At 61.5% G+C, this 12,789-nt stretch carries 13 protein-coding genes; 1 reads left to right on the plus strand and 12 read right to left on the minus strand.

What is annotated here, in order from left to right:
* Positions 1-11 precede the first annotated feature (11 nt).
* The gene (gene serA / locus BW989_RS10535) at positions 12-1,247 is read right to left on the minus strand and encodes a phosphoglycerate dehydrogenase (protein ID WP_076588087.1); all 1,236 of its coding nucleotides are present in this window, start codon (positions 1,245-1,247) and stop codon (positions 12-14) included.
* Positions 1,248-1,314: 67 nt separating this feature from the next.
* Between serA and BW989_RS10540 the strand changes: the two genes are divergently transcribed.
* Entirely contained in the window at positions 1,315-2,697 is a 1,383-nt protein-coding gene (locus BW989_RS10540; RefSeq protein WP_076588089.1) for an FAD-binding oxidoreductase, read from the plus strand.
* Here BW989_RS10540 and BW989_RS10545 read toward each other — a convergent pair whose 3' ends face one another.
* The 11 genes from BW989_RS10545 to BW989_RS10595 form a co-directional block, all read right to left on the minus strand.
* Entirely contained in the window at positions 2,698-3,276 is a 579-nt protein-coding gene (locus BW989_RS10545) for a GNAT family N-acetyltransferase (RefSeq protein WP_076588090.1), read from the minus strand.
* Positions 3,273-3,695, minus strand: coding sequence for a hypothetical protein (locus BW989_RS10550; RefSeq protein ID WP_129582906.1), 423 nt, complete (start codon positions 3,693-3,695; stop codon positions 3,273-3,275). The genes BW989_RS10545 and BW989_RS10550 overlap by 4 nt, the downstream gene beginning before the upstream one ends.
* A complete protein-coding gene (gene yeiP / locus BW989_RS10555; RefSeq protein WP_076588094.1) occupies positions 3,679-4,245 on the minus strand; it encodes an elongation factor P-like protein YeiP in 567 nt (188 codons plus the stop codon). Before yeiP ends, BW989_RS10550 begins: the two co-directional genes overlap by 17 nt.
* Entirely contained in the window at positions 4,242-4,544 is a 303-nt protein-coding gene (locus BW989_RS10560; protein WP_076588095.1) for a hypothetical protein, read from the minus strand. Before BW989_RS10560 ends, yeiP begins: the two co-directional genes overlap by 4 nt.
* The gene (locus tag BW989_RS10565) at positions 4,541-5,311 is read right to left on the minus strand and encodes an SDR family NAD(P)-dependent oxidoreductase (protein ID WP_076588097.1); all 771 of its coding nucleotides are present in this window, start codon (positions 5,309-5,311) and stop codon (positions 4,541-4,543) included. The genes BW989_RS10560 and BW989_RS10565 overlap by 4 nt, the downstream gene beginning before the upstream one ends.
* 64 nt (positions 5,312-5,375) lie before the next feature.
* Positions 5,376-5,876, minus strand: a complete 501-nt coding sequence (locus BW989_RS10570) for a GNAT family N-acetyltransferase (RefSeq protein WP_076588099.1) — start codon at positions 5,874-5,876, stop codon at positions 5,376-5,378.
* Positions 5,857-8,418 (minus strand): sensor domain-containing protein, encoded by a 2,562-nt coding sequence (locus BW989_RS10575; RefSeq protein WP_076588101.1) that lies wholly within the window; start codon positions 8,416-8,418, stop codon positions 5,857-5,859. The genes BW989_RS10570 and BW989_RS10575 overlap by 20 nt, the downstream gene beginning before the upstream one ends.
* A complete protein-coding gene (locus tag BW989_RS10580; protein ID WP_076588103.1) occupies positions 8,415-9,311 on the minus strand; it encodes a hydroxymethylglutaryl-CoA lyase in 897 nt (298 codons plus the stop codon). Before BW989_RS10580 ends, BW989_RS10575 begins: the two co-directional genes overlap by 4 nt.
* 1 nt (position 9,312) lies before the next feature.
* Positions 9,313-11,292: an acetyl/propionyl/methylcrotonyl-CoA carboxylase subunit alpha gene (locus tag BW989_RS10585; protein ID WP_076588105.1), complete on the minus strand. Its 1,980-nt coding sequence runs from the start codon at positions 11,290-11,292 to the stop codon at positions 9,313-9,315.
* Between the two features lie 11 nt (positions 11,293-11,303).
* Positions 11,304-11,573: a hypothetical protein gene (locus BW989_RS10590; protein ID WP_083688497.1), complete on the minus strand. Its 270-nt coding sequence runs from the start codon at positions 11,571-11,573 to the stop codon at positions 11,304-11,306.
* Between the two features lie 60 nt (positions 11,574-11,633).
* Positions 11,634-12,764: an agmatine deiminase family protein gene (locus BW989_RS10595; protein ID WP_076588109.1), complete on the minus strand. Its 1,131-nt coding sequence runs from the start codon at positions 12,762-12,764 to the stop codon at positions 11,634-11,636.
* Between the last annotated feature and the right edge of the window lie 25 nt (positions 12,765-12,789).

Raw genomic sequence — 12,789 nt, forward strand, 5'->3', positions numbered from 1 at the left:
CTGAGCGCGTGTCAGTAAAGCACGCGCGTGCGCAACGTCCCTTCGATGCCAGCCAGCGCTTCACGCAGGCGATTGGCCTCTTCCCGATCCGATGCCGCATCGATGACGACATAGCCAACTTCCGGATCAGTGCGCAGATACTGGCCGTCGATGTTGATGCCGCGCGCGGAGAACACCTCGTTGATGCGCGAGAGCACGCCGGGCACGTTGCGATGGATGTGCAGGAAGCGATGGCTGCCGACATGGCCGGGCAGGGTGACCTCGGGAAAATTGACCGCCGAGAGTGTGCTGCCGTTGTCGCTGTAGCGCACCAGCTTGGCCGCGACTTCCGCGCCGATGTTGTCCTGCGCCTCCAGCGTGCTGCCGCCGATGTGCGGGGTCAGGATGACGTTGTCCATGCCGCACAGTGGCGACACGAACGGATCGGCATTGCCTTCGGGCTCCAATGGGAAAACATCGACCGCGGCCCCCGCGATATGGCCAGTACGCAGCGCATCGGCCAGCGCATCGATATCCACGACCGTCCCGCGCGAAGCGTTCAAGAGGTGAGCGCCGGGCTTCATCTTGGCGATCTGTGTTGCACCGATCATGCGTTGTGTCGCGGGTGTTTCCGGCACGTGCAAGGTGACGATGTCGCTCATCGCGAGGAGCGCGTCCAGATCACCCGCGTTGCGCGCATTGCCAAGCGCAAGCTTGGTCTCGATGTCGTGGTAGATCACGTGCATGCCGAGTGCTTCGGCCATCACCCCGATCTGCGTGCCGATGTGGCCGTAACCGACGATGCCGAGCGTCTTGCCGCGGATCTCGTGGCTGCCGCTGGCCGATTTGCTCCACCCGCCGCGATGGCACTCGGCGGATTTTTGCGGGATGCCGCGCATCAGCATGATCGCCTCGGCGATCACCAGTTCGGCCACGCTGCGGGTGTTGGAATAGGGCGCATTGAACACCGGAATGCCGGCCAGCTTGGCGGCGCCCAGATCGATCTGGTTGGTGCCGATGCAGAACGCACCGATCGCGATCAACTTGCGCCCCTCATTGACCATCGCGGCATCGAGCTTGGTGCGCGAGCGAATGCCGACGATATGTGCTTCACGCAGTTCTGCGGCCAGTTGCTCGGGCGGCAGGGCTTTCTCGAAGCGGCGGATGTCGCTGTAACCGGCGTCGACGAAAATCTGCGCCGCGGTCGGGCTGATGCCCTCCAGCAGCAGCACGCGGATGTCGGACTTCGGGAAAGACGTGGGAGACACGGTCGGCTCGCGATGAGGGCTGCGCCCATTGTGCTACATACGCATGCGTTTGGAGTAAATTGGACGTATGGATGCCGCCCTAGATGCCTTGCGCGATGCCTTGCCCGATCTGCGTCTGTTGACCGACGCATCGGAGCTTGAGCATTACGGGCGCGACTGGACGCGCCGCTGGACGCCAGCGCCGTGTGCGATCGCCTTGCCTGCTTCAGTGGATGAAGTAGTCGGGATCGTGCATTGGGCGCGTGAGCATCAGATTGCACTGGTGCCTTCGGGCGGGCGAACCGGCCTGTCTGGCGGCGCGGTGGCGGCGAACGGCGAAGTGGTCATCAGCCTTGAGCGCATGAATAAGGTGCTGGCGTTTGATCCGGTGGATCGCATGCTCACGGTGCAGGCCGGCATCCCGCTGCAGTTGGTACAGGAAGCGGCGTGTGCGCAGGGCTTGCAGTACCCGGTCGATTTCGCCGCGCGCGGCTCCTGCAGCATCGGCGGCAACATCGCGACCAATGCGGGCGGCATTCGCGTCCTGCGCTACGGCAACACACGCGAGTGGATCGCCGGGCTGACGGTCGTGACCGGGGCGGGTGAGGTGCTGCATCTCAACAAGGGCTTGGTGAAAAACTCCAGTGGCTACGACTTGCGCCAACTGATCATCGGCGCGGAAGGGACGCTGGGCATCGTGGTGGAGGCGATGCTGAAACTGACCGCGCCACCGCCGCCCACGCAGGTCATGCTGCTGGCTCTGCCGGATTTCGATGCGGTGCTATCAGCGTTTTCCGCCTTGCGCGATGGCTTGCGCCTCGAGGCGTTCGAATTTTTCACCGATGTCGCATTGAAGCACGTGCTGGCGCATGGCGGACAACAGCCATTCGACGAGGATCATCCCTTCTATGCCGTTGTTGAATATGCGCATGAAAGTGAAGCGGATGAAGTGGCGGCCTTGTCACTATTCGAACAAGGGCTGGAAAGCGGCTGGGCCTTGGATGGTGTGATCGCAGGTAGTGATGCGCAGGCCGCACAACTGTGGCGCTTGCGGGAAGGCATCACCGAGTCGCTGGCCCGGTACACGCCCTACAAGAACGATGTGGCGCTGCGGATCTCCGCGTTACCCGCGTTCCTGCACGAAGCCGAGCGCCTGATTGCCGAGGAATATCCGCAATTCGAAGTCGTCTGGTTCGGCCATATCGGCGATGGCAACCTGCACATCAACGTGCTGAAGCCTGACGACTTGCCGCAAGCGGATTTCCTGCGTGATTGCGAGAGGGTGACGAAGTTGCTGGCCGGTCTTTTGGCACGCCATGGCGGCAGCATCTCCGCCGAGCACGGCATCGGACTGGTGAAGAAGCCTTATTTGATCGGGACGCGCACCGCGGAAGAAGTGGCGGTGATGCAGGGCATCAAGCGCGTGCTCGACCCGGACGACATCATGAATCCGGGCAAGATCTTCGACTGATCAGCGTGGGATGTTGGACAGTCGCCTATCCAGCCGCTCACGGATATCAGGCCATTCGCTGGCGATGATTGAGTAGGTCACCGTATCGCGTAGCGAACCATCTTTTTGCCGCTTGTGGCTACGCAGGATGCCGTCTTTTTGGGCACCCAGGCGTTCGATGGCCGCTTGTGAGCGCAGATTCTCGTGGCTGGTGTGGAAGAACACGGATGCCGCGCCCAGCGTATCGAAGGCATGGCCCAACATCAGTCGCTTGTTGGCGGTGTTGACGTGGGTACGCCACACGGAGGCAGCGTGAAAGGTGTAACCGATGGCGACGGTCGGCACCGATAGATCGATATCGTAGAAACGCGTGCTGCCGACGACACGACCGTCTGCGACGATGGCGAAAGGTAGCTCGATGCCCGCATCGCGCATGGCCAACGCTTTTTCGATCCATGCGGGCATGCCGTCACGGTCTGGGACGCTGACGTAACGCATCCCGCCGATATCGCCATCTTCCACCGCATCCTGCAGTGGCGAGATGTGGGCACGGGTGAGGGGTTCCAGGCGAACACTCCAGCCGCTCAATGCGTCAGTCACTTCGCAGGCTTCTCGGTGGGTGGGCGCTCGGCCAGTAGGACGCTGGCGATGGTGTCGTCGTCCTGATATTTGCGCACCAAGGCCTTCCACGCAGTTTCGTCGCCGCCCAGGCACATCATCTTCGCCATCGCCGGATTGCCACCTTCGGTTTCGGGGCGGCTGAAATGTCGGCACATGCGTTGCTTGAGGATGAACTCGCGGACATCCTCGGGTAGTTGGTTGGCGTCGACGTGCGTGTCGTTGCTCTCTACTTGTGATGGTGTAGTAGCACCCTGCGGAACAGGTGCCGACGCAACATCGACCCCCCGTTCTTTTGCAAGTGTTTCAGGTACGGGCGTGTTGGCAGGCGGCGAGGAACATGCCGCCAGCAACATCAGCGTCAATAAGCCTGCGCCCATGGACTTAATCGGCGCGGCCACCGAACTCACCGGTCGTGGTGTTGACCCACACTTTCTCGCCATTGGTGATGTACTCGGGGACCTGGATCTCGATCCCGGTGTTGAGGCGTGCCGGTTTCGGGCGTTTGGTCGCGGTGCCGCCCTTGAGTTCAGGCGGAGTTTCGATGACTTCAAGAACGACCGAGGTCGGAAGCTGCAGCGCGACCGGCTGGTCGTCGATGATCTGCACGTAGCAACCGGTCAGGCCATCAGTGATGTAGCCCGCATCGTCGCCGATGTTCGCGGCATCGAGTTGATATTGGGTGTAGTCCTCGTCGTCCATGAACACGAAGGCATCGCCATCCTTGTAAGAGAACGTGGCTTGTCGCCGCGAAAGCTCGACTTCCTTCAATTCGTCGTCACCGCCCAGGCTAAGGTCGAATTTGCTGCCGCCCGGCACGCTGTACATGGTGAAACGGAATTTGACGTTACCGCCGCGGCCTTGCGGGCTGCTGCGTTCGATGTCGCGGATTTGATAGACGGTGCCGTTGTGTTCGACGACGTTGCCTTTCTTGATGTCGTAAGCCTTCATGGAGTTTGGTCGCTGGTTAGTGAGCGGAAGATGCGTTCGTTGATCCACCAGGTGAGACTGGCCCAGACCAGCCCACCGATGGCGCAGAGCAGGGCAGCCAAGCCAATCACCAGCGGCAGGCGCGGGTTGTCGGTGCCGAGACGATAGGTTGTCAGGGCGCCCATCACGAGGAACATGATGCCGCCCCAGACCAACAATCCCTTGATCAACAGGAACCGGGCGAAACCGCGTGCCCGGATTGCTGGCCAGCGTTCGAGCACCCAGCGCTGCGCGCGATCATTGGGCCCTGTGTTGTTCATTTGGGTGCCAAACGGGTTGCGCCATCCAGACGGATGGTTTCGCCATTGAGGTAGGTGTTGCCGATGATGTAAGCGGCAAGATCCGCGAACTCTTCCGGTTTGCCGAGGCGCGAAGGGAAGGGGATGGAAGCCGACAACGACTTCTGCACGTCGTCGGGCATGCCATCGACCATCGGCGTCCAGAAGATGCCGGGCGCGATGGTCATGACGCGGATGCCGAAGCGGGCCAGCTCACGCGCCATCGGCAGTGTCATTCCGACCACGCCGCCCTTGGACGCCGAATATGCTGCTTGGCCAATCTGGCCTTCATAGGCAGCGACAGATGCGGTGTTGATGATGATGCCGCGCTCGCCGTCTACGCCGGCCTCGTTGTTTTGCATCAGTTCGGCGCAGGCTTTCGACACGTTGAAGCTGCCCACCAGGTTCACCATCACCGTGGTCTGGAATTGCGAGAGCCTCATCGAGCCCTCACGGCCCAGCACGCGACCCGCGCCCAGGATGCCGGCGCAATTGATGCAGGCATTCAGGCCGCCGAGGAAATCTTTCGCCGCCGCCACATTGGTGACAACACCGGCCTCATCGGTGACATCGGTCTTGATGAAGATGGCCTTGTCTACGCCCAATTCGGCTACGGCAGCCGCGCCTTTCTCTTCGTTGACATCGAACAAGGCAACCTTGCCGCCGTGGGCAACCAGGTGCTGGGCGACGGCATAGCCGAGACCGGAGACGCCGCCGGTGACGATAGCGCGGGCGTTGGAAAGCTGCATGGGGAAATCCTGCTGCGGAAAACGCCGATTTTAGCGTAGCGCGGGGCGCTGGCTGTCCAAGTTGCTAAAGGTCGCGAAGGTAGAAGGTATTGCAGCCGCCATGGCCGGTCGCGCCGATGGGCTGGTCGATGCGGTGGAACCCGCTTCGCTCATAAAGGCGCATGGCCGCGTCCATGCCGGTCAGTGTTTCCAGATAGCACTGCTGGAAACCGGCGTCACGTGCGGCATCGAGGCATCGCGCCATCATTGCCGTGCCAGCACCCAGGCCACGAGCCTGCGGCAGGAAATACATCTTGCGAAGCTCGCAGACGCTCGCTTCCCCGCCTTCCAGTGGCGCGATACCGCCCCCGCCCAGCACCTGGCCATCGCGCTCGATCACGAAGTAAGCGTGGAGCGGTTTGGCATAAGCCTTCGACATCCAATCCACTTCCGGGTCGTTGATGGCAAAGCCACATCCGCTGGCACCGAATTCGGGCATGACACTGCGGATGATTGCTGCCATCGCGGCATCGTCCTCGTGGCGAATCGGGCGGAGGTGGTATGCGTCAGGTGCCGTGCTTGGCATAAGGCGGGGTGTTGAGGAGCTGGATGAAATCATCCGGGCTTAGCGCCGGAGCGAAAAGATAACCTTGGCCTACGGGCACGCCCAAATCAACCAGGAAACGCCGCTGTGCCTCGTTCTCCACGCCTTCCGCGACCAAGCCTAGCCCCAGGCTGCGCGCGATGCCTGATACCGCTTGGCATACCGCGACATCCGAGGTGTTGGTGGGCACGCCTTGGAGGAAAAGTTGCGAAAGTTTGAGTCCGTGGATGGGCAGGCGGCGCAGGTAGTTAAGGCCGCTATAGCCTTCGCCAAAATCATCGATGGACAGCATCACACCCAAGTCACGTAACTGGGCGAAGATTCGCAAAGTGTCCGGCTCGTCTTCAATCAACACGCGCTCGGTAAATTCGAGCTCCAGTGCGGTGCCGGGAATTCCGGCTGCTGACAAGGCCGCCTCGACGGTGCCGGCAAGATCATCGGCCAAAAATTGTCGATAAGAGACGTTCACCGCGACGCGCACCGTGTTGTGGCCTTCGTCACGCCAGCGGCGCACTTGCATGCAGGCTTCGCGCAGGGCCCAGGCACCCAAGCGGATGATTTCGCCGGTGCTTTCGGCGTGACTGATGAAGATGTCGGGCCGCATCACACCGAGTTGCGAGTTGTGCCAGCGCATCAGCGCCTCGGCGCCAACGACAAGGCCCGTGCGCAGATCGACTTGCGGCTGGTAGAGCAGGCTGAGCTCGTTGTTGTCGAGTGCGCCGCGCATCTGGAAATCGACTTGTAGGCGATCTCGCTGGCGTCGCGCGAGATCATCCGTATAGCTTTGCCAGCCGTTGTAGGCGCGTCGCTTGCTGTCGTACATCGCCGCGTCGGCGTTCTGGATCAGGGCGAGCGCGTCGCATCCGTCGCGCGGCGACTCAGTGATGCCGATGCTGGCGCTGACCGAAAATTCTTCTTGTTCGATGCGGAAAGGCCGCGCAATTTCGCTGAGGATGGCCTCGGCGATTTCGATATGGATGTCGGGCTTGGTCAGTCTGCACAAGACCAGGAATTCATCGCCACCCAGACGGGCACAAAGCCCGCGATTGCCGACCGCCGCCCATAGCCGTTCGGCGACCGCGCACAGAAGACGATCACCGACGTTATGACCCAACACATCGTTGATTATTTTGAAGCGATCCAGGTCGATGTACAGCACGGCAAGCTTCGGCGATGCACCCGCGAGGTATGCCTGCAGCTCATCCAGAATGGCGTCGCGGTTGAGCAGCCCGGTCAGCGGATCGGTGCGTGCCTGCTTGCGCAATGTGTCCTCGACAAGCTTGCGTTCGCTGATGTCGGAAACGGTGCCAGTCAAGCACTGCCCGGACGGATCTTTTCGATCTAGTTCGCCCTGCACGCGAACCCAGCACTCGGCACCGGCGGATTGGATGGTACGCAGGTCGAGCGAAAACGCGCGGCCATCGTCATATGCCTTATCGATGGCGGCGGCCAAACGCAGCGCATCGGTGCCGACGAAGCAATCGCAGAACATGTCGAGCGAATCCAGATTGCCGCTGCGTCCAAGCACACCACGGGCGCCATCGGTCAGATACACGTGCGCATTGCCCTGATTGAATTCCCATGCACCGATGGTGGCAAGGGATTGCACGCGCTGGAACATCGCGCTGTCGCGCTTGAGCGCGGTGACATCGTTAAACAGCGAGAGCGTTTGATCGGGCTTGCCGGACTGCGGGTGGAATTTGGGAATCACCGTGACTGACAGCCAGGCGAACTGGTCGGTGTCGGTGCGGAATACACCCAAAATCTGGCTTTCCACCATCTTTCCGGTGCTGCGTGCGACCTGGGGGGGGAGTTGCGATGGCGACAAAGGTCGTCCGTGTTCATCCACTACCAACCATCGACCGGAAGTCAGCGCGGCTTCTGATGAATCACCGGGCATCAACCCAAGGATGCGCATCGCGGCGCTATTGATGTGGACGACACGGCCTTCGCCATCCTGCACAACGATGCCGTTATCGACCGATTCGATCAGCTCGGCATAACGTCGTTCCACATCGGCGCGGCTGGACAGATCGCGAGCGACGGCGACGATGCGTTGCGCGCCCTCATAATCAATCGAAGCCGAATGCACTTCGACCGGGAAACGCGTGCCATCGGCGCGCATGTTGGTGACTTCAATTACATAGCTTTCGCCGCGCCCCAGGGCATCCAGCACCGGGATCAAATGGCCGCGCGGAAGGTCTGGATTGATGGTCTCGATCGGCTTGCCGACCAGCATGTCGCGGTCGCGGCCAAACAAGCGCAGACCGGCGGAATTCATGTCGAGCACGGTGCCGTCCCAGTCGATGATGCTGACAGGGTCGGGCACCGCATCGAACAGGCCGCGATAGCGACGCTCGGCGGCATCGTAGGCGGCGGCGGTTTCTTGCCAGGCGGCCAAAGCCTTGGCAATTAGTTGCCGGGTTTCGGGGGGGGAATCAGGGTCTGCAGCCAACTTGCCCAGCTCGCTCTGGAGTTCCCCGTTGGGAACATGCGTTGTGGCGTGGGCTGGGCGATCCTTCATGGGTCGTATGCGCGTCCTGCTTTGCTACCTGTTTCGCGGCCTAGTCGCCCTGCCAACCATACGCCGGTTCCGACCAATTTTGTGAAGTCTATTCCAGTTTTTATGCCCATGCCTTGCAGCATGTAAGCCACGTCCTCGCTGGCGACGTTGCCGCTGGCGCCTTGGGCGTAGGGGCAACCGCCAGTGCCGGCGACCGCAGCATCGACCACCGACACGCCTTCCTCCAGGCAGGCCAGGATGTTGGCCAATGCCTGCCCGTAGGTGTCGTGGAAGTGGATCGCCAGTGCATCCATCGGCACTTCGGCGGCCACCGCCTGCAACATCGCCCGCGCCTTGGCCGGCGTGCCGACGCCGATGGTGTCACCCAACGAGATCTCATAGCAGCCCATCGCGTACAGGTCTTTAGCCACGCGCACGACATCCGACAGCGGCACCTCGCCTTGGTAGGGGCAGCCCAGCACGGTGGAAACGTAACCGCGCACCCTCACGCCATCGTCTTGCGCAGCGGTGATCACCGGCGCGAAGCGTTCCAGTGATTCGGCGATGGAAGCATTGATGTTCTTCTGGTTGAACGCCTCGGAGGCCGCGGTGAACACAGCTATTTCTTGCACGCCCACGGCGCGTGCGCGTTCATAGCCCTGCAGATTGGGCACCAACACGGGGTAGGCGATGCCCGGACGCTTGTCGATGCCGGCATAGACCTCGGCCGCGTCGGCCATCTGCGGCACCCATTTCGGGCTGACGAAGCTGGTGGCTTCGATGGTTTTCAGTCCGCAATCGGACAGTCGGTTGATCAGCTCGATCTTGTCGACGGTCGATACCATCGTCTTTTCGTTCTGCAGGCCATCGCGGGGGCTGACCTCGACGATGCGTACGGAAGAGGGAAGCGCCATCTCAATGCTCCAGGGTGATCAGGGTGGCATCGGCTTCGACAAACTCGCCTTCGACTGCCTGCACTTCGGAGACGATGCCGTCACGCGGTGCCTTCAATGCGAGTTCCATCTTCATCGCCTCCATCACCATCAGCACATCGTCGGCCTTGACCGCATCGCCAGGTTGGGTTTTCACCAACACCACGCGGCCGGGCATCGGGGCCTTGATGCGGTCACCACTGCCGCCGCCAACAACATCATCCAGTCGATGCAGCGGTGTGCGCAGCAAGCGATGCCGGCGTTCACCATCATGCAAGCTGACGGCATCGCCATCGCTGCGTACTTGCCAACGACGCGCGCGGCCATTGATTCGGCCACTCAGTACATCACCTTGCAGGCGAAGGCCTTCGAGATACGTCAGTGCATCGCCCTCGCGGACGATGAAATCACCATCATGCCCGTTGATCGATAGATGGGTATCGATGTCGCCGTCCATGAGGCGCAGTGGCGTGTCGCCATCGCCATCCAAACGCCAGCCATCACGCAGGTCCCATGGCGATGTTGCATTGCTCGCACGTGCCTCGCGCATGCGCAAGACAGCGGCAGCGAGTGCTCGCAGCACGTGTGATTCCGCTTCGTCCTTAGCATCGCCAATGAATTCGTCGAGGTGGCGATCCAGATAGCCGGTGTCGATGCTGCCGCCAACGATCGCCGGATGCCGCGCCAAACGCTCGAGGAACGCGATGTTGGACTTCGGTCCTTCGATCTCGCAGGCGGCCAACGCCTCACGCAGTCGTGCCAGCGCCCGCGGACGGTCCACGCCAAACACGATGAGCTTCGCGATCATCGGATCGTAGAAGATCGTCACCGTGTCGCCTTCGACCACACCCGAGTCGATGCGCACATCCGGCATGAATTCCGGCAGGCGCAGGCGCGTCAACGTACCCGAGCCCGGCAGGAAACCGGCATCCGGGTCTTCTGCGTAGAGGCGCACTTCAATCGCGTGACCGCTGCTGTAAATGCTGTCCTGAGTGCGTGGCAATGGCTCGCCAGCGGCCACGCGCAGCTGCCATTCGACCAAGTCCAGCCCCGTCACGAGCTCGGTCACTGGGTGCTCCACCTGCAGGCGGGTGTTGATCTCCATGAAATAGAACTGGCCGTCCTGTCCGACGATGAATTCGACCGTGCCGGCGTTCTGGTAATCGATGGCGCGGCCCGCAGCGACGGCAGCTTCGCCCATCGCTGCGCGCAGTTCGGGCGTGAGGAAGGGCGAGGGCGATTCTTCCAGCACCTTCTGATAGCGGCGCTGCGCCGAGCATTCGCGCTCGTTCAAATGGATGACGTGGCCGAACGCATCACCAAAGATCTGGATCTCGATGTGGCGGGGCTTTTCGATGTAGCGCTCCAGCAGCACGCGATCACGACCGAAGGCATTCGCGGCTTCGCGCTGGCAGCTTTCGAGATTCGGCGCGAACTCCTCCGACGAGCGCACGATGCGCATGCCCTTGCCACCGCCGCCATGTGCAGCTTTGATCATCAAGGGATAGCCGATGCGGTCGCCTTCGCGTTGCAGGGTGGCAAGCGTTTGGTCTTCGCCGGTGTAGCCGGGCACCACCGGTACGCCGGCTGCCTGCATCAGCTCCTTCGCCCCCGCCTTGCTGCCCATCTTGCGCATCGAGGCCGCTTTCGGGCCGATGAACGTGATGCCCGCAGCTTCCACCGCGTCGGCGAAATCCGCGTTCTCGGACAAAAAACCGTAACCGGGGTGGATCGCCTGCGCGCCACTCTTCAAAGCAACATCCAAGATCACATCACTGCGCAGATAACTGTCTTGCGGACGCGAGCCGCCGATCGGCCATGCTTCGTCGGCCAATCGCACATGCTGCGCATCGGCATCGGCCTCCGAGTACACGGCGACGGTGCGGATACCCATGCGACGGGCGGTGCGGATGACGCGGCAAGCGATTTCGCCGCGGTTGGCGATCAGGATTTTGTCGAACATGCGGGAATGATTCACAGGAAGGCGGCAATAATCAGGCTAAGGAAGGCAGTGGCGATGCCGATCACGTACAGGCGCAGGGTCTGCCGATAGAAGACCACCGGCTCGCTGCCGTCGGGTGGCATCAGCATTCGGAAGAGCACCCGCAACAGGATGGCGGCACCGGCAATGCAGCCTGCGAAGATCAGCCAGTCCGATGCGCTGGTCAGTGCGAAGGACTCGTCCGCCACCCATTGGGCCAGGAAGCCGATCAAAAAACCCAGGATCACGCCGAGCGAGGTCACCAGCGGCTGGCGATAGTCTTTGATTTCGAAGGGGGGGCGGCTCGTTCATTGATGCTCTCTTTATGCGGGCTGCTGCTGGGTAGCGCAATGGATGCTGCCTCCACCGGCTGCAATGCCGTCCATGTCCAACTGGATGACTTTGCGATCGGGAAAGGCGCGGGCAAGGGTGGTGCGTGCTTGCTCGTCGGCGTTACGGTCACCAAACTGCTGCATGATCACCGCGTCGTTGCAGACGTAGTAACCGATGTAACCGGCAGCGAACTCTTCGTTGTCTTCCCACTGCGGGCGCACCTTGGCCGGTGATTCCAGCGTCAATACTTGCAGTTTGCGGCCTTGGGCGTCGGTTGCACTCTGCAAGATTTCCAGATGCTTGCGAGTGACATCGTAATCATGGATGTCGGGATCCATTTCCAATCCGGCCACCACCACGCCAGGGCGCGCAAAGCGTGCATAAAAATCGGTATGACCATCGGTGATGTCGCGGCCCTTGATGCCAGGCAGCCAGATGATTTTGTCCAGGCCCAGCAGCGGCATCAACTCATCCTCGAACTCGGCCTTGCTCATGCTCGGGTTGCGATTGCGGTTGAGTGTGCAGCTCTCGGTGATGATCGCGGTGCCTTCGCCATCTACTTCGATGCAGCCGCCTTCCATCACCAGGTTCGCGCGCAGACGCTCCACCTTGGCTTGGCGGGCGATGAAGGCGGCAACCTTCGCATCCTGTGCATGCGCCTGCTTGCGACCCCAGCCGTTGAAGTTGAAATCGACGGCGGCCAAGCCATTCAATTCGTTGATGAGGAAGGTCGGGCCGGTGTCGCGAATCCACAAGTCGTCAATGGGGCAGTCGAGCAGCGTGACGTTGCGCGCATCGCCCAGCAAGCCTTTTGCGATGCTGCGTTCGCGCGGACGCACCAGCATCGACACCGGCTCGTATTGCGCGATGGTGCGCGCCAAGGTCGCCAAGTTACGTTGCACCAGTGGCAGCAAGTCATCGCCCCAGATCCGCGCACTGGCACCAAACGCCATCCACGTACGGCTGTGCCGCTCGCCTTCGTCGGGCATGAACCATTCGCTGTTGGCGGCCCTTTTCTGCCCCGACTTGTTGGCACGGGCGAGGTTGGCGCCGGCCACCAGCAAGGCGGCGCTGGCCAGGGTGCCTTTCAGGAAACCACGACGATTGATCGTTCTGCTCATGGAAAATGAGTGATTCCGCTGCGAA

It is taken from the genome of Solilutibacter tolerans, from assembly GCF_900155935.1.
GTDB classification, from domain to species: domain Bacteria; phylum Pseudomonadota; class Gammaproteobacteria; order Xanthomonadales; family Xanthomonadaceae; genus Solilutibacter; species Solilutibacter tolerans.